Source organism: Tidjanibacter massiliensis (assembly GCF_900104605.1).
In the GTDB taxonomy this organism is placed as follows: Bacteria; Bacteroidota; Bacteroidia; order Bacteroidales; family Rikenellaceae; genus Tidjanibacter; species Tidjanibacter inops.
Map to the genome: position 1 here is coordinate 1,238,100 of NZ_LT629960.1, position 23,893 is coordinate 1,261,992.

The following is a 23,893-nucleotide window of genomic DNA, read 5'->3' on the forward strand; positions in this document are numbered from 1 at the left end:
TCTACCGCTTCATGAACGATACCTTGGAACTTTTACCCCCGACCTCTACCGAAAGCGAGTACGCTCCGGGGGAAAGTCCGCCTACCTGCAGGGTACCCTTTCCTTCCGCATCCACCGTTATCGTCGTCTCCAATACCTTACGGGCCGCCGCATCGTATATCGTAGCCGTTCCCTCCATCGACGCGACATGCGGGACATACACGGTCAACGCTTCACCGACAGGATTGGGGACGACCACCATCGTGTCCCCGTCGAATCCGGGCACCGGGTCAGGGTCGGGTTCCGGGTCAGGTTCCGGCTCTGCCGGGGGTTCGTCACCCGATACGATACGCACCCTGAAAGTGCCCGAGGCGCTTTCCCCCGCCCTATCGGTAGCCGTCACCACAATTTCCGTCTGGCCCTTGTATATCGGTGTCAAGAGAAGCTCCGCCCCCTCGAGTACGACTTCCAGTATCTCCTGCTCTCCGTCATCGAACGCGAATGTCAGTTCGTCGCCATACGGAATATCGGGGTCGCTGAAATAGCTGTCCAGCGCCACCGTCTTGCTGAACCCCTTACCGGTCGAAGTGAACAACTGCGTCTCTATGCCGCGATACGAAGGTGCCACATTGACGTGCGGAAGCGTAGTAGCTTCATCCGTCACCTCATCCGACACGTTTCCGTACCGGTCTTCCACGCTCATCCGCACCCGATAGGTCTCTTCGGCCGCCAATTGAAGTTCGGTCGTGAAGATTCCTCCTGCAGGCTGGATATTCGGAAAGGTCTCTTCCCTCCACTCGCCCGTCGTACCATCTCCGTTGACCGGCGCATATCCGAGCCTGATTTTCGACACGGCATCCCCATTGCCATCGGCGGGCATCGCAGCGGCTATCGCCATCCCGTCAGGCAGCGGCGTCAATGTCAGCTCCTCGACGCTTCCCGGTTTTATCCCTGGATTTTCGAGCAGAATCAGCGAAGCATCCACCAACCCGGCACCCAATCCGTCGGCATACGGTTCGCCGGCGACATACTCTCCCACGGGCCGGAAACTGCGCAGCAGAATCTCCCGGCAGCGTTCGGCCGTAAAACCGGGCGTATCCACACCGTAATAGGACACTATCAGCGCCGCCACGCCCGAAACATGGGGACATGCCATCGACGTTCCCCACAGATAGGCATAGCCGCCGTTGATATAGGTGCTGTAAACCTGTTTCGGGTCCTCCGGATTGGCCGAACTCGCCCCTCCGGGAGCGAAAAGGTCGGCCGCCGAGCCATAATTGGAGTACCCGGCTTTCTTATAATCGGGGCCCATGGCCGTCACACCGACCACCTCTTCCATATCGCCCGGATTGCCTACATGGGAGTAACTGCTGTTACCAGCCGAAAAGCAGACCACACCGCCCTTCATCGGTCCGGTCTGAACCCCATTTTCATCCGTACCGGCCTCCCGGATAAAGTACTGAATGGCCCGCTGCATCGACAGCGGCGTCTCGATACCATTGTATCCCCAACTGCACTGAGCGATAACGGCGCCGTTATCGGCAGCATAAATGAACGACTCCTCCGTAACGCTGCCCACCTCCTGACCGTTGGCATCGGTATCATAATTCTGACACGACATCAGCCGGACACCGTCACCCACACCCGTACCGCCGGCCACGCCGCAGACACCGATACCGTTGTTATTGACCGCAGCTACCGTACCTGCCACATGTGTACCGTGGAAATGCTGGGTTATCGTTCCCGAATCGGTATAATAATTCCATCCATAAATGTCATCCACATAACCGTTACCGTCATCGTCCACGCCGGGTGTACCGTTCATCTCGGCCTCGTTTGTCCACATGTTGGCCGCCAGATCGGGATGGTCGTACTGTATACCGCCGTCAATAACAGCCACGACAACCTCCGGTCTCCCCGCCCCTATCTCTCTCCAGGCTTTGAACAGGTTGATGTCTGCACCCGCCACCGAGCCTTCAATCGACCCGTCGTTGTTGTAATGCCACTGCCGGGAGAGTTCCGGGTCATTGAAGGGAGCTGGTTCGGGCCTCGCCTCGCCTTCGGAAAACGGCCGGTACAGCCGGTCGGAAATATCCGGCACCACATGTGCCTCGGCGAGCCTCACGCGATACACGGGCTCGACGACATCGACACCCGGCAACGAAACCATTTCGGCCCGGGCCCGGGAAACGGGCACTTCGTCGGCGATTCGGATATCGTACCATAAATGGAGCCCGTAACGGCGGTGGCGTTCTTCGAAACGGCCTCCGTCACGGAAGACACGCCTGATTTCCGTCGCCCCCAGTCCGGCTGCGAGTTCGTCGAGCCGCACATCTCCCGAATCGAAACCGCCGCGGGTAAAAACCCCGGTACGCAACGGCTCCGAATCATCCGCCAGTTTTATCCTTATCCATCCGGGCACGATTTCGGCAGAATCGTCAAAATCCGCAGCCTCTCCCTCACTGCTTCCGCCTCCATTCATCATAAGAGGGTCCTTCGTACAGGAAGAGAAAACCGACAAGGCAACGGCCGCCATAGCCACCAGGAATCTGAAATCCATATAAGTATGAATTAAATACTGTATCCGGAAGCATCCTTTCGGAACAGGTATCATCAAGATACGGTAAGCATATCAAGCAAAAATAACCAAAATATGGAAATATGTCATATCCAGACCATATTTTCTCGCCTCCCGGCCCACCGCACTTTCACATAACAAAATGACAGCCAATACATACACCAGGAAAAATATTTCCGCATCCGTCCACACGGCAACCTTTCGGGCACCGGCGGCATACGTGCCGCCGAATACCCAGAAAGGGTATCCGGACGATGCCGGATACCCTTCCTCAATTCTTCCGCCGGAGATGCATCCTCCAGCCGCAGGCGCACGCTATCGCTTGACGAAAGTGCCGTTACCTGCAATTCCGCCCTCCGTTTTCACCGATAACGTATAGATACCCGGAGCAAGTGCCGACACGTCGAGCGTCCCCGTTCCGTTCCCATCGAATTCCACATTTTCGGAGAGCACCCTGCGGGCCGCCGCATCGTATATCACGGCTTCGGCACCGACGCCTGCCGCAGCAGCGAAGTGCATGGAGAGCGTCTCCCCTACGGGATTGGGTGCAATCAGCAGACCGCCATCACCGGCCGGTACACTGCCGACCTGTACCGTCAGTACCGACTGCGCCGATTCGCCGGCCAGGTCGGTGGCGGTCACGGTCACGGAGGCCGTACCCTCGGCTATCGGTTCCACGACGAGGCTCCCCTCCTCAACCGTCACGCCCACAACCGCTTCATTCATATTGGTGAACGAGAACGTGAGCACGTCTCCGTCCGCCAGGTTGGCATCTGTGAAATACTCCGAAAGCACGAATGACTGCCTGTATTCGGCGCCGGTTCCCGCCATACGAACCGTACCGAACTCTTTGGTCGCCCTCGGCTTGATATTCTCGAAGGCATTCTCCAGCACAGTGAACTTGAACGAAGATTCCACATACAGGCCGCCCTTGTCCGTAGCACGTACCGTGATGGTACTCTCGCCCTGTTTCAGGGGAACGAGTTCCAGGTCGGAACCGTTGGTCATAACGACGCTGACCACATCCTCATCCGATGAAGTCACGGTAAAGGTAAGCGCATCGCCGAAAGCTTCGTCCGGTTCGATGAAGTAATAGGCCAGCTTGAACTTCTTGGAGTATTTCTCTCCGGCCTTCGCCGCCTCCACATCGAGGAAATTAGCTTTCTGCCTCGGCGGACGGTTCGTATGCTGCAAGGTCGTCGCCTCGAACTCCACCGTACTGCCTTCGTTGCCGAAGCGGTCTACGGGCGTCATCCGGAAGGCATAGGTCGTAAGCTGCACGAGCATCATGCGGTATTCGTAATCCTCGCCCGCATCCGCGGTATTCACGAGGTCCATCGTCTGCCATTCGCCCGTACTGCCGCCGCTCTTCTCCGCATATTCGAGACGGTACTTCACCACGGGCATGCCGTTGCCGTCGGCCGGCACGCGGCAATATATCCTCACGCTGTCGGGCAGCCCTTCGGCACCGTAGTTCTCCAGGGCACCGGGGCTCACTCCGGGGTCTTCGAGCGTGATGAGAGAGGCATCCACGAGTCCGACACCTATCTGGTTGGCATACTCGCCGCTGACCACCGGACTGATGGGACGGAAGCTGGCCAACAGCCGCTTGCGCAGGTCGTCGGACGTAAAGCCCTCCTTCCCGTATTCGGAAACGATGAGTGCGGCGACACCGGACACATGCGGAGTAGCCATTGACGTTCCCTCAATGTAGGCGTAACCGCTGTCGGTATAGGTACTGTAAACGGCATACGCCTCGCCGAAGTTTTTCTCACCGCCGGGCGCGAGGATGTCCACCTCCGGAGCCCAGTTCGAATAGCTGGCCTTGTTGTAATCCGGCGCCATCGAAGCCACGCTGACAACCCGGTCGTAATAACTGGGGAACTTCAGTCTGTTCTCACCGGAGTTGCCCGCAGCGAACATGATGAGTCCGCCCTTCATGGGGCCCGTCTGCACTCCGTTCTCATCCATGCCGGCGTTGTCGATGAAGTAATCGAGCCCCGCCTGCAGGTCGGGAGCGAGGTCCGGAGAGGAGACCTCCCAGCTGCAGGAAGCGATGACCGCTCCGTTGTCGGCCGCATAGGCGAACATGTCCCAGTTGGGAATCGTCTGCCGGTTGTCCGCCGACCATCCGATAGTCATTATCCGCACGCCGTCGCCGTTACCCGAACCGCCCGCGATTCCGCAGACTCCCTCGCCGTTGTTGTTCACGGCGGCAATCGTACCGGCGATATGCGTCCCGTGGTATCCGGGCACTATCTCGCCGCTGTCGTAATTCGGAGCGAAGTTCCATCCGTACAGGTCGTCCACGTATCCGTTGTCGTCATCGTCCACGCCTTCTGTGCCGTTCATCTCGGCCTCGTTTATCCACATGTTGGCAGCCAGGTCGGGGTGGTCGTACTGCACGCCCATATCCACCACGGCCACGATGACATCCGGACGGCCCGTATTTATCTCCCATCCTTTGAACAGGTTGATGTCGGCCCCTTCGACCGCCTTCTCCAGTGAACCGTCGTTATAGTAGTGCCACTGTTGGGGCAGACCGGGGTCGTTGAAAGGATACTCCTCCGGCGACAGCACCGGCCGCGAAGCGTCCAGCGCAGCCGGTTTATACTTCATGTCGGACGCCATGGCGGGAATCACCCTGTGGTCCGTCAGTTTCGCCTTGTAGATGGGCTGTACGTGCGCCACGCCGGGCACGGCGGCGATTCCCGCCTCCGCCCTCGATACGGGCACATCCTCGCCTATCTTTATGTCGTACCACAGGTGCAGACCGTACCGGCGGCGCCTCTCGGCAAAACGGCCCCCGTCGCGGAAAACGCGGCGAATCTCGGTCGCACCCAGCTCCTGCGCTATCTCATCCAGCCGCGGGTCGCCCGACTCCACCTCCCCGCGCGTGAATGCACCGACACGGAGCGGAGCGGCATCGTCGGCCAGCTTTATCCTGACCCATCCGCTGACTATGTTATCATCGTCCGGCACCGATACGTCCGGAACGTCCCGTTCGGGAGCTTCGGACAACACCGGTTCCTTCGTACAGGACCACATAGCCGCAGCAGCCAATAAAAAAACAGAAATCCTTTTCATAACATTAGAGTTGACAATTATTTGGTGTATTTATCCCATTCATATATATATTTAACGCCATTCTGCCCTCCGATAGTACGGATGCCCCTATCCGAACACATTCCCCCTGCCGCTAATCCGCAAGTTCGGCCCGGTACACGAATCCGGCATACGCAACCGCCGGCAGCGCCGCGAACACCTGCACGACCTCCGCGACAGGCATCCTGCCGTCGGTACGCACCTCGTACCACAGGTGCAGACCGTACCGGCGGCGCCTCTCGGCAAAACGGCCGCCATCCGAAAAAACCCGGCGCACCTCGACCGCACCCACAGTGTCCAAAGCCCGGTCGAACCACCCGATACCCGTATCGGCCGCTCCTGCCGCAAAACGCGCTTCACGAGGCAACGGCACCGTATCGGCGAACCGTATCCTTATCCGGTCGGTCGCTGCCGCCTCTCCCGCTCCGGAAAGGGTATCCGCAACGAAAGGCGGCTCCGCCGCCCCGTGGGAACGCCCCGCACAGCACAGAAACGGAAACACCGCCATAAAGATAATCAGAACTTTTTTCATGGCAATAGCATCCTATTCACGGTTGTTCCTCACAGCCCGTCTCCGGATACGCCTCCCGAAGCACAGCACCGCATTCCGCGGCGGACTCCCGACCGCAGGAACCTTTCAGGTTCCGCGCTGCAGGCTCCGAAAACGGACAGACGCCGGTATCCGCAGCCGGACGACAAAGAGAGCGGACGGCAGGCTGAAGTCTGCCGTCCGCACGCTCTCATGCTTTCACGAACGTACTGCGAAGCTCGCGTCCGTCGGCCAGTTTCACCCGCACCGTATAGCTGCCCGGAACGAGACCGGAAACGTCGTACCGGATGACATCCTTCAGTTCGCCTTCACTGCCGAAGGCCGCACCGTCCAGGCGGACAACCTCCCGTGCAGCCGAATCGTACACCCTGATATCGGCCCGTTTGCCCGCTTCGCCGCCGACGCCGATGAACAGCGCATCCGGAGCCGGGTTCGGGAAGAGCGTCAGTGCGCCCTCGGTCAGTTCCACGCCCTCCTCAGGCGGTATGGGCGTCGGCGGGTCCTCCGGGAACCGCTCCTCAAGTACCTTGACCGACATGTTCTTGACGATACTCTCTCCGGCCAGGTCGGTCACCGTCACCGAAACATAGGTCGCCCCCAGCTTCAGGCCTTCGACCGTCAGCATGGAACCGCTGACGCTGACCGTAGCCACACTCTCGTCGTTGCTTCTCGCAGCATACGACAGTTCGTCCGCCGGCAGGTCGGGGTCCGTAAAATAATCGCTCAGCTCCACGGCAGTCACGAAAGGCTCCTCTCCCGCAGCATCGGGCAGTTCCACGCCAGGCAGCGGCTTCTGTATCGCCGGCGGACGATTGATATGGTCTATCGTCCGACCCTCGCCGCCGACATAGCCGGACTCGTTTCCGAACCGGTCTATCGCACCGGCCTCAAACACATAGGTCGTCGCATCCGTCAATCCGGAAACCTCGTATTCCAGCGCCTCGCCCGGCGACATCCGACAGGGTATCGTCACGGAGGTCCATGCTCCGGACTCCGCACGCGCCTCCTCGGGGGCATAACGCAGGTTCACGTAAGCGATGCCCATACCGTTCCCGTCGGCGGGCAGGCCCGTAACGGATACCGTCAGCCGCTCCTCCACCGTACCTTCGGCCACTTCGAGCCCTGCCGGGGCTTCGGGCGGCACTCCGGGATTTTCCAGTTCCATCAGGGAAGCATCGACAAGCCCCGCACCGAGCCCCGCCGCAATGTCCGGCCGAGTCTGCCACATATCCACATTGCGGTAACTCCGCAGCAAAATCGTCTTCAGCTCCTCGTTGGTGAAACCGGAAGCATTCGCACCGTAATGCGACACGATGAGGGCTGCTACGCCCGACACATGCGGACAAGCCATGGAGGTACCGCTGTGGTAGGTATAGGTATTGTCCAAGCCGGTGCTGTAAACCTGACCCTGCTGCGGAAATGCCGCATCGCGTTCGCCGGCACCACCGGGAGCGAAGATATCCGCCTCGGTTCCGTAGTTGGAATAGCTCGCCTTCACATAGTCGGCCATCATGGAGGTCACCGTAATGACTCTCGGGTCGTCCGAAGGACATCCCACCTTGGGACTGAATTCATTCCCCGCGGCGAAGATGATGACGCCCCCTTTCATGGGCCCGGTCTGTTCGCCGTCGGGCCCGATACCCGCATTGTCGATAAAATAGTCGAACGCCACCGACATGTCCTCGGGCAGAATATTAATCATGGGATAGTTCCAACTGTTCTGGCTTATCACGGCCCCGTTGTCGGCGGCGTAAACGTAGCCCGTGGGAGTCGCCGTACCATACCCCATATAGTCGTATATCGCACAGGTCATTATCCGCACGCCGTCGCCGTTGCCCGTACCGCCGGCCACACCCGAGACACCGATGCCGTTATCGTTCACGGCAGCGATGGTACCGGCCACATGGGTACCGTGCTCACCGGGCTCCACATCGGGCGACTTCTTGTAGAAATCATAGCCGTGTATATCGTCCCTGTACCCGTTGCCGTCGTCATCCTTGCCGGCCGTACCGTTCAATTCGGCCTCGTTCACCCACATGTTGCCCTGCAGGTCCTCGTGTCCGGAGAAAACTCCCGTATCCATGACGGCGACGATTACCGACGGGTCGCCGGCACCGTACATCTCCCATGCCTCGAACAGCCCGATATCGGCCCCCTCGACAGCGACCGTTTCGCCTTCGGCATTGGTCATCGTACCGTCGTTGTCGTAATGCCACTGCATCTTCAGACCGGGGTCATTGAAAGGCATCTCGCGGGAACTGCCCTCCCAGGAGGAAGGTTCGCTCACCTCCGAAGGCAGCGGATAATCGGCACCGTCCAGTGCGACTATCCGATAAATCGGCTGTGCATGCCGCACGCCGGGCAGTGCAGCAAACTCCTGCTCCGCACGGGATACGGGCACCTCATCGCCGAGCCTGATATCAAACCAGAGATGGAGCCCGTATTTCCGATGACGTTCCTCGAACCGGGGGTCGGTCGGGAACACTTCCCGTATCTCGGTCGCCCCGAGGCCGGCCGCAAGTTCGTCGAGTAGCGGATTGCCCGAATCGGCCTCGCCCCGGGTAAAGACGCCCGTCCGAAGCGGGGCAGCCTCGTCGTCGAGCCTTATCCTCACCCATCCGGGCACAATAACGTTGTTGTCGTAACCGCCGACATCCTCCCCTTTCGGCGGGACATCGGAAACGACGGCATCTCTCGCACACGATGCACAAAGAGCAGCCGCCGCGAGGAACAACAGATTCAAATACCGTTTCATTCGATAGTAGGGTTGGTTGATAAATGTCCGCCGCAGGCAGGATACCCGCACCGACGGCCGTTTGCGAAAATATAAAAAATATGCCACAATATCGTTACCCCTGAAAACAAAATGACCTTCCGCCGCAAATAACCGTCCCGGAGATACCGGTCACAGAAAGACAACGGAGCCGGACCCGACCGGGCCCGGCTCCGCCGTTCCATTCGTCCGGCGGTTCTACCGTTTCATGAAGCTGCCCGTATAGCGGTGACCGTCGTGCTCGACCACGACCGAATAGGCTCCGGGAGCGAGGCCGGACACATCATTGCCGGCTGCCACGCCGTTACCGTCGAGCGTCACGGAGAGATTGCCTACCTGACGGGTGCCGGCATCGTATATCCGAATGCCGGCCGCCCCTCCGGTCGCTCCGCCCACACCGATATTGAGGACATCATCGGCCGGATTGGGATAGAGGCTGATGCTTCCGGCGGGTGTCTGCGGGGCGGTACCGCCTCCGGGATTCGCCGTCACCGTCACCTCGACCGTCCGCGTATCGGATGCTCCGGCGGTATCGGTTCCCGTCACCGTCACCGAAGCGTTGCCCATCTTCAGTCCGGTAACCGTCAGGACATTGCCGTTCACTGCCACGGATACCACATCCGGTGCGGAACTTACGGCCGTATAGGTCAGACCGCCCGTAACGCCGAACAGTTCATCAAGCGCGATGTTTCCGGAGAAAGCGTTCGCACTGTCGGGCAAAGTCACGGTCGTCCCCTCTCCGCTGCCGGCAGGGTCTGCCGTAACGGATACGCCCATATTTTTCGAAATGGACAGTCCTTCACGGTCCTTCACGGTCACGGAGATGAACGTATCGCCCTTCTTGAGGCCGGTCACCTCCAGTATGCCGCCCTCCAATACCTGCGCCGTAGCTACCGAAGCATCGTTGCTTTCGGCCGTAAACGTCAGTTCATCGTTGGGCAGGTCGGGGTCGCTGAAGTTCTCGTTCAAATCCACGGTCGCCGTGAAACTGTTGCCGGAGGGGAGTACCACCCTGCCGAGCGGCTTGGTTATCTCCGGGCTCAGGTTCGTGTGTTCGACGGTCGTACCCCGCCCTTCCGTATAGCCGGCCGATTCGTTGCCGAAACGGTCCACACTCTTCACACGGAACACATAAGTGGTTTCATGCTCGAGATTGCCTACCGTATATTCGCTCACCTCGCCGATATCGGCCCGGTTATAAAGCTCCACCGACTGCCAACCGTCCGCTCCGTCGGTCGTTCCTTCCGGGGCATAGGAGACACGGTACTGCGCTACGGACATTCCGTTGCCGTCAGCCGAAGCGGTGATACGGAGCGTGAGTTTTCGCTCGTCCGTTCCCTCCGCACTCACGGCCTGGGGAGCCTCCGGTGCCGTTCCGGGATTCTCCAGCTCTATCATGGTAGCATCCACCAAGCCCACGCCGAGGCCGTCGGCAATGGCCGGCGTCTTCTGATACTGACCTACGCTGCGATAGCTGCGCAGCAGTATCTCCCTCAGCTTGTCGGGCGTAAAACCGGGCTGCCCCACGCCGTAACGCGACACGATAAGGGCCGCGATACCCGATACATGCGGACACGCCATCGACGTACCCGCCTTGTAACCGTACGCATCGGTGATATCCGTACTGTACACCTGCCCTTCCATGCTGAACTCCGTATCGGTCGAACCGGCTCCGCCGGGAGCGAAGATGTCGGCGGCATCGCCGAAATTGGAGTAACCTGCCTTCATGTAGTTCGGCATCATGGAGGTAACGCACACCACCCGGTCGTCGGCTCCCGGGAAAGAGGGACGCGACGAATAGTCGTTGCCTGCCGAGAAGATGATGATACCTCCCTTCATCGGGCCGGTCTGCTCGCCGTCGGGTCCGATACCCGCATTGTCTATGAAATAATCCATCGCCACGGCCATATCCTCCGGGATGGCACTGTACATCTGGGAATAGCCCCAACTGTTCTGGCTTATCACCGCACCGTTGTCGGCGGCATAACGGTACACGTCCGGGTAGTCGCTCTCCGAAGCGTCGTTCGGAGCGAATATCTGGCAGGACATGAGCCTTGCACCGTCACCCACACCCGTACCGCCGGCCACACCCGAAACGCCGATACCGTTGTTGTTGGTAGCGGCCACCGTACCGGCTACGTGCGTACCATGGCTGCCGGGCTCGATGTTACCGTCCCGCGTCAAACCGTTATAGCCGTATATATCGTTCTTGATGCCGTTGCCGTCGTTATCCTTATTGGGTTCGCCGTTGAGTTCCCCCTCGTTCACCCACATGTTGGCAACAAGGTCGGGATGGTCGTACTGAATACCCATGTCCATGACGGCCACCACCACGCTCGGGTCACCGGCACCGTACATCTCCCATGCCTTGAACAGATTGACATCCGCCCCCTCGACGGCCACCACCGTACCTTCGGTATTGAAAAGCGTACCGTCGTTGTAGTAATGCCACTGCATCGGCAGTCCGGGGTCATCGAAAGGCATTTCAGCGGTACTGCCCTCCCATCCGGACTTATCCGTTACCGCTGCCGGATAAAGGGTATCGTAACCGTCGGCAGGATATATCCGGTAGATGGGACGCACATAGGCTACGCCGGGAAGCGACTCGAATCCGGACTGTGCCCGTGAAACGGGTACATCCTCGTCGAACGTCACGTCGTACCACAAGTGCAGGCCGTATTTCTTGTGACGCTCCGTAAACCGGGGGTCGGTCCCGAAAACCCGCTCTATTTTGGTTGCGCCCAACTGTGCCGCGAGTTTGTCGAGTTCGGGGTCGCCGGAATCAGCCTCGCCGCGGGTAAACGCTCCTGTCCGGAGAGCCGTGGCATTATCCGCCAGGCGAATCCTTATCTTCCCCTTGACTACGTCGCCGACGTACTCCTCTTCATTCCGTTCGTTCCCGCCGCCCGGAGCCGTTCCGGACACAGCAGGGTCTTTCGCACAGGAGGCCAGAATGCCTGCCACAGCGAACAAAGATAAAAAGTATCGTTTCATCATTAAATGGATTAGATTATCCTTCATAGTATAACCGATATTGACCTGCGCTTATTGTTACATGGCGTACATCTTTGCGAAATTAATAAAAGTTCCAACATTTACCCAACAAAAAAGCACATAAAACGCTTCCGGGGGCAAATATCATATCCTGCGGACGCCCCGGAAACCCTATTCAGCCCTCTTTTCCCCTCCTTTCTCTCTCCGATACCGGAACGGCCGGGGGAGGCCAGACCGATTCCGACCTCCCCCGTTTCATCTTCCGCCACGTTTTGGCCGGCCGGAAAGGGCGGCCAAAACGAAGAGCGGCATCACCGTTTCACGAAACCTGCCGTAAATTTATGTCCATCCTGCTCGGCCACCAGGGAGTAGGCCCCGGGGCTCAGTGCGGCAACCTCCAGCCGCCCCACCCCGTCGGCATCCGGCGTTACCGTACCGTCGAAAACCTGACGCGCCGACGCATCGTAAATCCTCACCGCAACGGTCCCCGCCGCTCCGGGGACACGGATATCGACGTATTCGGAGGCAGGATTGGGCCAAAGCGCGAAACCTCCCTCGGGCAGGGGCGTCTCGCCGCCCGTCACGGTCACGAGGAACTGCGACTCCACCGAAGCCCCCGTTCCCGGTTTGCAGGAGATTGTCACCGCAGCACTGCCGGCAGCCACCGGAACGATATGCAAGCTGCCCTGACCGATACTTACCCGCACCTTCGACGGGTCGGAACTCTCCGCCGCATATTTGTACTCCATCCCCTCAACGGCATAGAAATACTCCGCAAGCGGAAGGACGAGCGCATGTTCCTGTCCTACCCCCTCTATCGTCGTATCGGGTATCCCCTTATGGATAACGGAGACGGTAAAACGGTCTTCCGCATAGGCACCGGCCCGGTCGGAAGCCTTCACCACGACCGCAGCGGCCCCTATCCCCACCGGTTCGAACACCGCCACGCTCCCCTCCACGGAGATACGCACGATACCCTCCGGGTCGGACGATACGCCGTACGTCAGTTCATCGCCGAATTCCCCCACGTCCGGGTCGCTGTAATACATCGACAGGTCGAAACGGCGGGCATACTCGGTCCCCACCTGCTGTATGGTAAAATCGTTCACCGAAGCTATCATCGTCGGCGGACGGTTGATATGGGGCAGGGATTTCACGGTCACGGCATACGGTTCCGAGACATTGCCGTAACGGTCTTCCGCCCTCAGCTCCGCGTTGAACTCGGTGTCGCCCGCCACGGTCACGGAATAGCCGAATGCATCGCCCACGCCTGCATTGCACGACATCCTGAGCCGAACGGGTGTCTGCTCCGAACTGGCGGCAGGAGCATAGGAGAGCAGCAGCCACGCAGCCGGGTCGCCGTTCGCATCGGCCGGTATCCGGCAGGAGAAGTGCAATCCGTCCGCGATGCCCTCCACGGAGGGTTCGGCAGGTGTCTCGGGAGCCGCGCCGGGATTCTTGTAGTAGTTATCCATCAGCGACGCATCGAGCAATCCGACGCCGATGAGGTTGCGGCACGCTTCCTCCTGGTACTCTCCGACATTTCGATAGCTGCCGAGCAGCACCCTGCGCAGCTCGTCCGCGGTAAATCCCTCGCCTCCGTACTGCGACACCATCAGTGCGGCCACACCGGCCGTATGGGGAGTCGCCATCGAAGTTCCCGACATATAACCGTATCCGCCCTCGGTCACGGTACTGTAAACGCCGCAGCCGGCGCCGTCGGTATCCTCACCGCCGGGAGCCATGATGTCGGCCCCCTGTCCGTACTGCGAATAATCGGCCTTCTTGTAATCGGGCCCCATGGAGGTCACGGCTATCACCCGGTCGTCGGCGGCGGGGTACCATATCCGCCCTTCATACTGCGGGCCGGAGGTGTTGTAGTTCCCGGCGGCGAACATGCACAAGCCCCCTTTCATCGGGCCGGTCTGCACACCGTTCTCATCGGTACCGGCATTGGCATTGAAGTAATCTATCGCCGCACCCACATCGGCCGGCATGGCATCCATATCAAGCACCCAACTGTTGGAGGTTATCACGGCTCCGTTGTCGGCGGCATAGGCGAATGCATCGGCATAACGCGCGTCAGCAGCACCGGGGTCCATCTGAATGGACATGATACGTGCCCCGTCGCCATTGCCCGTACCGCCTGCCACACCGCATACGCCGATACCGTTGTTATTGACCGCGGCTATGGTACCCGCACAGTGCGTACCGTGGCCGCCGGGCTCTATCGCACCGGTATCCTTGTCGAAATTGTAACCGTACACATCGTCCACGTAACCGTTGCCGTCGTCATCCACGCCGGGCGCACCGTTCAACTCCGCCTCGTTCACCCACATGTTAGCCGCCAGGTCGGGATGGTCGTACTGCACGCCCATGTCCACCACGGCCACGATGACCTCCGGACGGCCGGCATTGAACTTCTCCCACGCCTCGAATAGGTTGATATCGGCTCCCGTCTTCCATGCCCAGGCCGAACCGTCGTTATGGTAGTGCCACTGCTTGCCTATCTCCGGGTCATTGACCGGAGCGGCACCGTCGGCGAACTTGGCGCGCACGGGCGTATAGAGGTATTCTGCCGGCAATACGCGGGGATTATCGGCCCACCGTATTCTGTAAACAGGCTGCACATGGCTCACACCGGGAACGGAGGCGAGGTCACCGGCAGCCCTCGTGACAGGGACATCGTCGCCTATCCGGATATCGTACCACAGATGCAGGCCGAACCGCCTCCGCCGTTCAGCGAACCGGCCTCCCTCGGCAAATACGCGCCTTATCTCCGTGGCACCCAACCGGGCAGCCGCCTCGTCGATTGCCCGGTTGCCCGACTCCGCCGCACCCCGCGTGAAACACCCCACACGCAGCGCCCCGGCATCGTCGGCGAGCCTTATCCTCACCCATCCGTCCACATAATTCTTCTCTTCACCGGAAACGTATTCCGGTCCCTGCCCCGCCCCTTCCGGCACCGGGGCTGCCAACGGCTCCCGCGTACAGGCGGAAACCGAAACGGCCGCCAAAGCGGCCAACACCAATCTGGTTCTCATCAGTCATTCAATTTCAGGTTCATAGTATGTTTTTCCGTAGTAGCCCTGCCTCACCCGGCATCCGGCACTCCCGAATACGGTTACGGCTTTACAGTCTCCTCCCTCCGCGGAAGAACGGCCTTGCAGCGCAGTGCTTCCTCCCGGCTGGAAAATCCCGTAAAGCCGTAACCTGTGTCCGACAGCCGGAACTATCGTTTCAGCACAGTACCCTTATAGGTGTTGCCTCCCTGCTTTACCGACACCGTATAGGCACCGGGAGTCAGACCGGAAATACCGTCAATCCGGGCCGTTCCACTGGCATCGAGCTCGGCCGTGGTCTTCATCACCTGACGGGCTGCCGAATCGTAGAAAACGACATCCGCACTGCCACTGCCGGCACCGCTAAGCGTTATGTTCACGTAATCAGTCGCCGGATTGGGATAGAGCCGAAGAGTCGCTCCGCCCGACTGCGAACCGGGCTCCTGGGCCACCGAAACGAAGAGTTCGTTCTCGGCCGAGTTGCCGCCCCGGTCGGTCACGGTTACCTGCACCGTAGCGTCGCCCTTTTTCAGTCCGGTCACTTCGAGGGTCGTCCCCGTCACGGCGGCCGTCACGACGGACGCGTCACTGCTGACGGCCGAGAAAGTCAGTTCATCGTCGGGCATGTCGGCATCGTAAACATAATCGTTCAAGTCGTACTGCCTTACGAAACTGCCGGCGGCCGGAAGCGTCAGGCTGCCCAACTGCCTTTTGAAAGTCGGTGCGGAACCGGCGCCGGCCAACACCGTCACATTGATGGCAGCCGTCGTGGAAGCACCGCGCGTATCGGTAGCCGTCACGGTCACCACACAGGAGCCCTTGGTCAACGGAATGACGGCCAGTGTCCGCCCGTTTCTCAGTTCGGTTCTCACCACCGCATCGTTGCTGTTTTCCACCGTGAATGTCATCTCGTCTCCATACTGGGCATCCTCATCCTCGAAATAGGTCACGAGCGTATAGAGCCTCGCATAATCCTCGCCCGCCTGGCGTATCTCCACATCGGAGAACTCCCGGAGCAGCGTGGGCGCATGGTTCTCGAACTCCAGCGTTTCGGACTGCAGCTCGATGTATTCGGATTCATTTCCGTAACGGTCTACGGCATTCATCCTGAATTTGTATTCGGCCTCACTCTTGCCGGGGAACATATAGACGAACTCTTCGCCGGCATTGTAGGTGTTGGAGAGTACGTTCCTGGTCATCTCGCCGGCCGTGCCGTTCACCACCTCGGCATACTCGAAATTATACTTGACTACGGGCATGCCGTTGCCGTCCACGGGCACGGGTCCCGTTATCCTGACGGAAGCCGGAGCGGGTATCGCCTCGAACTGCGGCTTCTCGGGTCCCTCCTCCGGCACCTCGGTCAGTGCAAGAGTTACGTCGATGAGGCCGTTCCCGATACCGCCGTGGTACTTCGGGTCCATCGGTTCGCTCAGCGGACGGCAACTGCGTTCGACCTTGTTGCGGAGTTCTTCGGCCGTAAAGCCTTGCCCCTTGAATTTGGAGAGTATCAGCGCGGCGACGCCGGAAACGTGCGGGCAGGCCATCGAAGTGCCGGCGCTGTAGGCATACCCGCCGTTGGGATAGGTGCTGTAGACGCCCCATATCTCCGGTCTGTTATACTCCCCGCTGCCTTCCTGGTTCCCTCCGGGAGCCAGGACATCAATACCTTCTCCGTACTCGCTGTACCATGCGACCGTCATATCGCCGTCGATGGCCCCTACGCCTATCACATCCTTGTATTTGGCCGGATAGAAAACCTTATCCGTCCCGGAGTTTCCTGCTCCGGCTATCACCAAACCGCCCTGCATGGGCCCCGTCTGCACGTCGTTGATACCGTCTCCGTCCGTATCGTCCCATCCGGCATTGGCCTGGAAATAGTCGATACCGTCTTTGGTCGCCTGGTCCATACCGGTCTGACTGATGGTCCAGCTACAGGAGGCAATCACCGCCCCGTTGTCGGCAGCATAGGGGAATACGTCGTTGAACGGTATGTCGTCGGCAGCATCATCCCGCATCACCTGCAGCGTCATGAGCTTTACGCCGTCGTGGTTGCCCGTACCGCCCGCCACGCCGCATACGCCGATGCCGTTTCCGTTCACGGCCGCGATGGTACCGGCCACGTGGGTGCCGTGCGTCCCCGCCTTCAGGATACCGCCCGGTTTGTCGTGCGGATAGTAGTTGGGCATGAAGCAACCGCCGTATATGTCGTCGTAGTAACCGTTGTTGTCGTCATCCTCGCCCTTGACACCGTTCAGCTCCGCTTCGTTAATCCACATGTTATCCGCCAGGTCGGGATGGTCCCACTGTACGCCGGAGTCTATCACCGCCACGATGACCTCCGGGTCTCCCTTGGTACCGAGTACCTCCCAGCCCTCGAACAGGTTGATGTCGGCACCGGCCACCATACCCTCTATCGAGCCGTCGTTGTGGTAATGCCACTGCTTGGACAGGTCGGGGTCATCGAACGGCAGTTCGCCCGCCGCCACCGACCGGCGTGCCTGCGCAGCCGCGGGCACATAAACATACTCGGCCGGAACAATGGGGCCGCCCAACAGTTTCACCTTATAAATAGGCTGTACGTAAGCCACTCCAGGAAGCTCCGCGATGGAGGCTTCGGCACGGGTAACGGGTATATTCTCGTCGATTTTAATATCGTACCAGCGGTGCAGGCCGAACCGGCGGCGCCTTTCGGCGAACCGGCCGCCGTCGGCATATACCCGGCGTATTTCGGTCGCTCCGAGCTGGGCCGCTATCTCGTCGAGCCGCGGGTCGCCCGACTCGACTTCGCCGCGCGTAAAGGCGCCTACCTTCAGCGGCTGCGACTGTTCGTCCAACTTAATCCTCACCCAACCCCTTACGGCAACGTCGTCGCTGTAATGGGCATAATCCCGGTCTTCCCCGGAGGTCTGGCCGACGCCATCCCCGGCAACAGGTTCTTTCACGCACGAAGCGCAAAGTGCGGCCATAGCGATAATGGCCAGATAAGCATTGAATTTCATTCTCAAAAAGAGTTGTAGTCCGTTTTTATTACATTCACATATCAATTAAACGAGTTAAACCCGCCATGGGTTGCCTGCGAAAATATAAAAAATTATCCCTTTTCCCACATTTAATCCCGTTTATTTGATAAATAACGGGGCAAAAGGGGCTCCAAGCCCCATGCGCTCTCCTCCCGGCAGTATCGGCAACAGACGGAGCGGCCGGCATCCCTCCCGCCGCAAAGGGCAGTCCTGTCCGCCGCCCGCAGCCGAAGATACGGGCCCGCCTAAAAAAATTCTTTCTACCTTTGTATCCGGACGGGCCGCGACAAAGCGCCTTACCGGACGTCTCGCCCGCCGCCCGTTCCGTTTTCATTCCGTACAAGACATCATGGAAGAGGAGATAAGGATAGACAAGTGGCTGTGGGCGGTCAGAATCTTCAAATCGCGCAGCGATGCCGCCGAAGCCTGCCGCATGAACCGCGTGACGGTGAACGGCAGTTACTGCAAACCCTCGCGCGAGCTGCGCGAAGGCGACACCGTGGAGGTACGCAAACTTCCCGTGACCTACTCGTTCCGGGTAAAGGGGCTTGTCTCGAACCGGCAGCCGGCCAAGAACGTTCCGCTCTATGCCGAAAACATCACTCCGCAGACGGAACTCGACAAGCTGAACATCCCGCGCGAAACCATTTTCATCTCGCGCGACCGCGGAACGGGACGCCCCACCAAAAAGGAACGGCGTGAAATCGATGCACTGATGGACGGCATCTATCTGGAAGACGATTAGTCCTCCGCCCGCGGCCCTCCCTGTACAGAGCCTGCGACAGTCCGGACCGCAGCACCGGCCTATAAATAAACGAGAGGAGTTCCGCCGGGAACTCCTCTCCTTGTCATCCGGGCACGTCCGAAACGCCCCGTCAGAGCACCACGCCCCCGGCCACGGAGAGCCGCCGTTTTATATTCTCGCGCGGGTCGTATTCGGGAAACTCCGCAGGAGCCGCCTCCAGCCGTTCGACGGCGGCAGTCAACGATGTCTCGGCCTCGGCACGTATTCGTTCCCGCAGGAGCTTCAGTGCGGCACCGTCCGTCGGCCCAAAATATTCGCCGCCGAAACGCACGATGCCGAGCCTGCCGAGCCGGACAGCCGCATCGGGCAGCACGAGGTACTTGACGAACAGGGCGAGCGCAGGCCGTACATACTCCGCAAGGAAGGCACCGTACCTTCCCTGTTCCAGCGCACCGTAGAACGAAACGCCGAACACCGGCCGCAGGTATCTGCGCTGTGCCGTCAATACGGCGCTTTCGGTAACGATGGCCGCATCAATCACATCCCCGCCGCCGAAAGCCGCCTCAACAACCTCCGCGGGGGTCATCAACAATTCCATATCACATTCATTCCGTTTAATTCCGCCGTGCATACCGTCCGCAACGGTTGTTCCGCCGGAACAATTTACATAACTTTACAACGACAAAAGACACGGCACCATGGAAGACATGCTCCTCAGGGAAATCGAAAAGACAGGAAAAGTGCTCGAAGCCATCCTGCTGAAACTCGGCGTAACGACACGGGAGAAGGGGGAAGAGGCCTACGATACCGCACGTACCGGTCTGCGGGAGGGACTCGGCATGGATTTCGATGCCGTACTCGGCAGCGACGACATAGCCGGCACCCTGACCGCCGGCTACGGTTTCGGCGACGACAACCTCGAACGATTCGCCCGGATACTCTTTCTGCTCGCCGCCGGGGCACCGGACGACGACACCCGCCGCCGAACCGCCTCGGCCGCCGCAGCCCTCTACCAATACCTCGAAGGCCGCAGCTCCTGCTGCTTCTACGACCGGTATTACATCCTCAAGGAGCTCGAAAAGTATCTCTGACACCGCGCATCAGTCGATGTTCCTCATCGCATATTTGGTTATCTGAGCCACGAAGAGCTGTTCCAGTTCATTCTCGGGGTCGTAGTCGAGCCCGTCCGCCTTGCGGGCCTCCCACACTTTCATATAGAGCGGCTTGCTCCGGGTCGGCGGACGGTTCACTACCGCCAGCGAATCGCACTCCTCGCGCAGCACCTCCTCCATAATCGCCTTCAGCGGGTCGAGCAGCTCCTCCTGTGCCGAGAGTATCACCGTATTGAGTGCCACCTCGTACTCGTGCAGAATACGCTCCGCATTGAAACCCGACGCATAGTCGAGTCCGCTCAGCGAACGAAACCACGAATGGGCCACCACGATGTCGGAGGTGGCCTGTTCGTGCAGCTCCTTCCAGTCGCCCTCGTTGGAGGAGGCGATGGGAATGTAACGCGAACCGTCGCCCTCCCCGCAATCCTTTATCATGAACATCACCTGCCCGGGTTTACCGGCGAACCGCCGTTCGGCCCGGCGCATCAGCTCTTCCGCCTGCTGTTCGTTATCCACGCCCCCGTCGAGAAGCATCACCCCGGAGAGCTGGAAAGAGTTGTCGAGCCGGCTGATGTTCCAGCAGTCGGTCTTGTACGCTATGGCCGAAACGTTCATGCCCGCTATGTAGGACGGAACGCCGTAATGGCCGAACATGGGCTCGTACTCCTTGTAATGAATAACCGCATGCAGTTTCCCGTCGGCTCCCTCCTCCGTGAGCGGCCACAGCGGAAGCGATTTCGCCTCCTCCGCCGCATACTGCGACCAATCGTGATGCAGCAGCACATGCCGTCCGTCGGCGGCGAGCCGGCAGCGCGAAGCGTCCTGATGAAACAGCGACAGAAACGATGCTCCGCCATCGGTCACCACCTCCACGAAAGCGTTCCCGAAGAGTACCTTGTCCAGTGCGAGTTTGCGCAGCACCTGCCGGAGCGTCTCCCCGTCGCGGTTTACGCGGCGAATGAAAGCGGCGAGCCTCGGCAGCCCCTCCTCGTGGCTGAAACCCTTGCCGGCGATATAATCGGCCTTGTCGTTCACTATCCGGCGATGGGTGGTCGAACGGCGGAACATCTGCGCCAGGGCATACGGATACAGGTTGTCGCTGCCCCAGCGCCAGAATCCGCCTCCGGTAGCGGCACGCGGCGCCGCCCGGAAAATATCCCGCGCCTCGTTGCGCGGCGTGAAGAGCTTCGGGACATAGGCCGTCTCTCCTTTCTTCTTTTCCATCTGCAATCTGAATTGATTATTTAAGTGAAATCCCGGTACCTACTCCGGCAATGTACCGGCGAACGGTTTCGAGAAAGAGGTATCCTCGGAACGCAGTACGACCACGGCACCGGAGTCCTCATCGTAGCCGGCCTGTGTATCGAACACCGCCGAAACGAGCCGCAACGGACACTCCCCTCCGAAACCGGGCGACCAACCGACGAGAAACTTCCCGCCGCAGGCGGTGCGCACCAGCGCCACGAATCCGCCTCCGGTGGCGCCAAGCAGCGAAGCGAGCGCCACCGTGCTCCCGGCATCGGCCCGCCGGAGCGCAAACGAAAGTTCGTGTACCACGCAGGCCGGCGCATCTCCCGAAACATACTGCCGGTAACGTGCCGTATCCTCCGCAAATTCGTATCGGGCGAAAGCGGCCCCTTCGCGCAACCTCACCGCACCGAATGTACCCGTCGCACCGTCGTAGGTACAGGCGGCTATATCATCCGCCGCCGCGAGCCACACATCCGAAAGGCCGCCTTCGCACCGCTCCGGCGGCCTCGTGAATCCGGAAACTCCCATCGCTGCACGGAAAGGTTACTGGGCATAGCCGAGCGACACGAGTTCCGGCAGCAGGTAGTCGCATCCGGCCATGAATATCGCCCGCTGTCGGTTCTCCATCAGGTCGGGATTATACCACATGCGCACCTCCGAACCGGGAAAATCGCCCGTGTTGAGCGCCAGCGCAAGATTGCGCCGGTCGGTCAGCAGGATGAACGACACGCCGAGGTCGTAGTATTTGGCCAGGTAGCCGCCCAGCTTCATGTCGATGACCGGAATCCCTTTGAACATGAGGCTGCCGGGCCCGTCCTGCCGGACACGGTACGCCGCTTCGTTGTCGGCGGCCTCCAGGCTGTCCTCGTAGGCCCCGTACACGTCGGTGGTCACGAAAAAGGCGAGCTGGCCCTCCGACCGCATGTTGCGCAGCTCCTCGGAAGCATTGTCCCATACCGACCTGAGACGTTCGTCCGCATTGTCGGCCGACACCGATTCGTACATTTCTGTCGGTATCTCCTGCTCCTCCGCATCAGAAAGGATGCGGTGCAGGAAGCCGTCGAATGTATTCAGCCCCTCTTCGCGCGCAGTCTTGCCCAGCCACATGGTGGCACGCACGCTCTCCATGATGGCCTGGCGGAAAAGGGCCGTTTCGGCCGCTTCGAGTTCCGTACCGGTCAGGTCGTCGAGCTGCGTCAGGGCACTCTGGGCAAGGCTGTCGTACACGAGCGAAAAATACTCGTCGGCCGAATAGCTCATCTCGGCCTTCACGCGGTGAAGCTCAATCGTCTTCGTGTAACGCTCCGCCGAAGCCGAACCGTTCCACCCCGCGCTCGTATATTTATGGAGCACGTCGTCGGGACGGTGCCAGAAATGAAGCCTCGTCGGAGCGGGCATGTTGTACATCACCTTGATACCCAACTCCCTCGCACCCTCGTCGGCAAACAGGGGACGGAAAAAGATATTCTCCAGCTCCTTGCCAAGATAGGTCTTGGCATTCTCAATCTTACTCATTGTCGTCCAATCGAATTTAAAAGTTTGCAATATACGGCCCTCTTCAAGGCAGGGCCGCTCCCGCCTCTTCCGTATCCGGTACGCTGCCGGCACCTCCGCCCGCCGGAAGGAGGACGCACAACCCCGCTCCGTCCGATGCTGCGGACCGTCAGCTCCGTACCCGCATGTTCATGGCATCCTGGCGATACGCCTCCTCGTTCGGCGTGGGACGGTACTCCTCCGTAGCAGGGTCTTCCACCGCTTTCGTAAGCGTAGGAAGCGCCTCCTCCTGCCCCGTTCCCCACGAGGGAGGCAACGCGGCATCCGAAGGCAGCCGTCCTTCCGGTCCGGCCGGGACATCGGAGAGACCGGCGGCGACAGCCGTCTCCCCATCCGTTTTGCCTGCCGCAGAAGGGTCCGCCGCTTTCTTCCCCTGCGCCGACAGGAAACGCCTGAAAAGCCTCGACAGCGCCCCCATCCTTCGGACAACGCGTTCTGCAAGGCCGCTGCACCGCTCTCTGCCGGTTACATCCGGCGGAGGCATCAGGCCGAAGAGCCGGCACAGCGTTCCGATATCCCCGCAGCCGTCGGGCATCTCACCCGACGCACAGTTCACAGGCGACGGAATGACCGTATCGGCGAGCCCTGCCTCCACCGTTTCGCCGGGCGTCAGCCACCGACCCTTCCCGCCGTTCTCGTTCATCAGCGCCGCAAACCCGGCAACCGGACGCCCCGAACGCGACGCATAGATGTCCGCTATCCGTTCGTCCGTCCGGTCGAGCAGCTCCTTGGCCGCCGACAGCGACCGGGAGTTCCCCTCCGCCGCACTCTCCGAACAGTGGATGAGATAGAACGCATTCGACGATATTTCGCGGCAGCCGGGCGACGCAGCCTGCGCAATGACGGTAGCCGCCGAAGCCACATACCCGTAACAGCGCGTCACCACCTCGGCACCGAGCCCCTGCAGGGCGTCGAATATCAACAGGGCATCGTTCACATCGCCACCCGCGGAACGGATGTTCACCACCACCCGCGGAGCCTGTACCGCCGCCACGGCAGCCAGCGCCTCCGCGAAACGGGCATAGGTAGCCACCCGCCCTCCGGGCTCCAGAAACTGCGTCTGTTCCGGAACCCCTATCACTCCCTCTATGTCTATGACAGCCTCGGACGCGCTGCCGTTAATCCTGATATCTGACAACATCTCACAAAAACCGTTTAAACCGTATCGCT

General features: G+C 60.1%; 14 protein-coding genes. 2 read left to right on the forward strand and 12 right to left on the reverse strand.

Features of this window, described 5'->3' with window-relative positions:
- Position 1: 1 nt before the first annotated feature.
- The 7 genes from BQ5361_RS06330 to BQ5361_RS06360 all read right to left on the reverse strand — a co-directional run bounded on the left by BQ5361_RS06330 (position 2) and on the right by BQ5361_RS06360 (position 18,040).
- Positions 2-2,539: a S8 family serine peptidase gene (locus BQ5361_RS06330; RefSeq protein WP_052131078.1), complete on the reverse strand. Its 2,538-nt coding sequence runs from the start codon at positions 2,537-2,539 to the stop codon at positions 2-4.
- Between the two features lie 333 nt (positions 2,540-2,872).
- Positions 2,873-5,644 carry a S8 family serine peptidase gene (locus BQ5361_RS06335; protein WP_083389236.1) on the reverse strand — a complete coding sequence of 924 codons (2,772 nt, stop codon included), beginning with the start codon at positions 5,642-5,644 and terminating at the stop codon, positions 2,873-2,875.
- Between the two features lie 112 nt (positions 5,645-5,756).
- Positions 5,757-6,194 (reverse strand): subtilase family N-terminal domain-containing protein, encoded by a 438-nt coding sequence (locus BQ5361_RS06340; RefSeq protein WP_035474156.1) that lies wholly within the window; start codon positions 6,192-6,194, stop codon positions 5,757-5,759.
- A 208-nt stretch (positions 6,195-6,402) separates the two neighbouring features.
- Complete coding sequence (locus tag BQ5361_RS06345) at positions 6,403-8,967, reverse strand: S8 family serine peptidase (protein ID WP_052131125.1); 2,565 nt, start codon at positions 8,965-8,967, stop codon at positions 6,403-6,405.
- A 216-nt stretch (positions 8,968-9,183) separates the two neighbouring features.
- The gene (locus BQ5361_RS06350) at positions 9,184-12,006 is read right to left on the reverse strand and encodes a S8 family serine peptidase (RefSeq protein WP_081976870.1); all 2,823 of its coding nucleotides are present in this window, start codon (positions 12,004-12,006) and stop codon (positions 9,184-9,186) included.
- 284 nt (positions 12,007-12,290) lie between these two features.
- Positions 12,291-15,023 carry a S8 family serine peptidase gene (locus tag BQ5361_RS06355; RefSeq protein ID WP_035474158.1) on the reverse strand — a complete coding sequence of 911 codons (2,733 nt, stop codon included), beginning with the start codon at positions 15,021-15,023 and terminating at the stop codon, positions 12,291-12,293.
- A 188-nt stretch (positions 15,024-15,211) separates the two neighbouring features.
- Entirely contained in the window at positions 15,212-18,040 is a 2,829-nt protein-coding gene (locus BQ5361_RS06360; RefSeq protein WP_035474159.1) for a S8 family serine peptidase, read from the reverse strand.
- Positions 18,041-18,410: 370 nt separating this feature from the next.
- Here BQ5361_RS06360 and BQ5361_RS06365 point away from each other — a divergent pair, with 370 nt between their 5' ends.
- On the forward strand, positions 18,411-18,806 hold the full coding sequence (locus BQ5361_RS06365) for an RNA-binding S4 domain-containing protein (protein ID WP_035474162.1): 396 nt from the start codon (positions 18,411-18,413) through the stop codon (positions 18,804-18,806).
- A 130-nt stretch (positions 18,807-18,936) separates the two neighbouring features.
- On the opposite strand, the gene BQ5361_RS06370 is transcribed toward BQ5361_RS06365, so the two are convergent.
- Entirely contained in the window at positions 18,937-19,404 is a 468-nt protein-coding gene (locus tag BQ5361_RS06370) for a DUF6712 family protein (protein ID WP_035474164.1), read from the reverse strand.
- 100 nt (positions 19,405-19,504) lie between these two features.
- Between BQ5361_RS06370 and BQ5361_RS06375 the strand changes: the two genes are divergently transcribed.
- On the forward strand, positions 19,505-19,897 hold the full coding sequence (locus BQ5361_RS06375; RefSeq protein WP_035474167.1) for a hypothetical protein: 393 nt from the start codon (positions 19,505-19,507) through the stop codon (positions 19,895-19,897).
- A 9-nt stretch (positions 19,898-19,906) separates the two neighbouring features.
- Here BQ5361_RS06375 and BQ5361_RS06380 read toward each other — a convergent pair whose 3' ends face one another.
- The 4 genes from BQ5361_RS06380 to BQ5361_RS06395 form a co-directional block, all read right to left on the reverse strand.
- Positions 19,907-21,142, reverse strand: coding sequence for a phage portal family protein (locus tag BQ5361_RS06380; RefSeq protein ID WP_081976871.1), 1,236 nt, complete (start codon positions 21,140-21,142; stop codon positions 19,907-19,909).
- A 39-nt stretch (positions 21,143-21,181) separates the two neighbouring features.
- Entirely contained in the window at positions 21,182-21,697 is a 516-nt protein-coding gene (locus tag BQ5361_RS06385; RefSeq protein ID WP_035474169.1) for a hypothetical protein, read from the reverse strand.
- A 15-nt stretch (positions 21,698-21,712) separates the two neighbouring features.
- Complete coding sequence (locus tag BQ5361_RS06390; RefSeq protein ID WP_022063886.1) at positions 21,713-22,684, reverse strand: hypothetical protein; 972 nt, start codon at positions 22,682-22,684, stop codon at positions 21,713-21,715.
- Between the two features lie 148 nt (positions 22,685-22,832).
- Positions 22,833-23,864: a Clp protease ClpP gene (locus BQ5361_RS06395; protein WP_035474171.1), complete on the reverse strand. Its 1,032-nt coding sequence runs from the start codon at positions 23,862-23,864 to the stop codon at positions 22,833-22,835.
- Between the last annotated feature and the right edge of the window lie 29 nt (positions 23,865-23,893).

Excerpts from the sequence above, each read along its gene's own strand:
- BQ5361_RS06330 (WP_052131078.1), bottom strand. The coding sequence starts at position 2,539 with ATGGATTTCAGATTCCTGGTGGCTATGGCGGCCGTTGCCTTGTCGGTT.
- BQ5361_RS06335 (WP_083389236.1), bottom strand. The coding sequence starts at position 5,644 with ATGAAAAGGATTTCTGTTTTTTTATTGGCTGCTGCGGCTATGTGGTCC.
- BQ5361_RS06340 (WP_035474156.1), bottom strand. The coding sequence starts at position 6,194 with ATGAAAAAAGTTCTGATTATCTTTATGGCGGTGTTTCCGTTTCTGTGC.
- BQ5361_RS06345 (WP_052131125.1), bottom strand. The coding sequence starts at position 8,967 with ATGAAACGGTATTTGAATCTGTTGTTCCTCGCGGCGGCTGCTCTTTGT.
- BQ5361_RS06350 (WP_081976870.1), bottom strand. The coding sequence starts at position 12,006 with ATGAAGGATAATCTAATCCATTTAATGATGAAACGATACTTTTTATCT.
- BQ5361_RS06355 (WP_035474158.1), bottom strand. The coding sequence starts at position 15,023 with ATGAGAACCAGATTGGTGTTGGCCGCTTTGGCGGCCGTTTCGGTTTCC.
- BQ5361_RS06360 (WP_035474159.1), bottom strand. The coding sequence starts at position 18,040 with ATGAAATTCAATGCTTATCTGGCCATTATCGCTATGGCCGCACTTTGC.
- BQ5361_RS06365 (WP_035474162.1), top strand. The coding sequence starts at position 18,411 with ATGGAAGAGGAGATAAGGATAGACAAGTGGCTGTGGGCGGTCAGAATC.
- BQ5361_RS06370 (WP_035474164.1), bottom strand. The coding sequence starts at position 19,404 with ATGGAATTGTTGATGACCCCCGCGGAGGTTGTTGAGGCGGCTTTCGGC.
- BQ5361_RS06375 (WP_035474167.1), top strand. The coding sequence starts at position 19,505 with ATGGAAGACATGCTCCTCAGGGAAATCGAAAAGACAGGAAAAGTGCTC.
- BQ5361_RS06380 (WP_081976871.1), bottom strand. The coding sequence starts at position 21,142 with ATGGAAAAGAAGAAAGGAGAGACGGCCTATGTCCCGAAGCTCTTCACG.
- BQ5361_RS06385 (WP_035474169.1), bottom strand. The coding sequence starts at position 21,697 with ATGGGAGTTTCCGGATTCACGAGGCCGCCGGAGCGGTGCGAAGGCGGC.
- BQ5361_RS06390 (WP_022063886.1), bottom strand. The coding sequence starts at position 22,684 with ATGAGTAAGATTGAGAATGCCAAGACCTATCTTGGCAAGGAGCTGGAG.
- BQ5361_RS06395 (WP_035474171.1), bottom strand. The coding sequence starts at position 23,864 with ATGTTGTCAGATATCAGGATTAACGGCAGCGCGTCCGAGGCTGTCATA.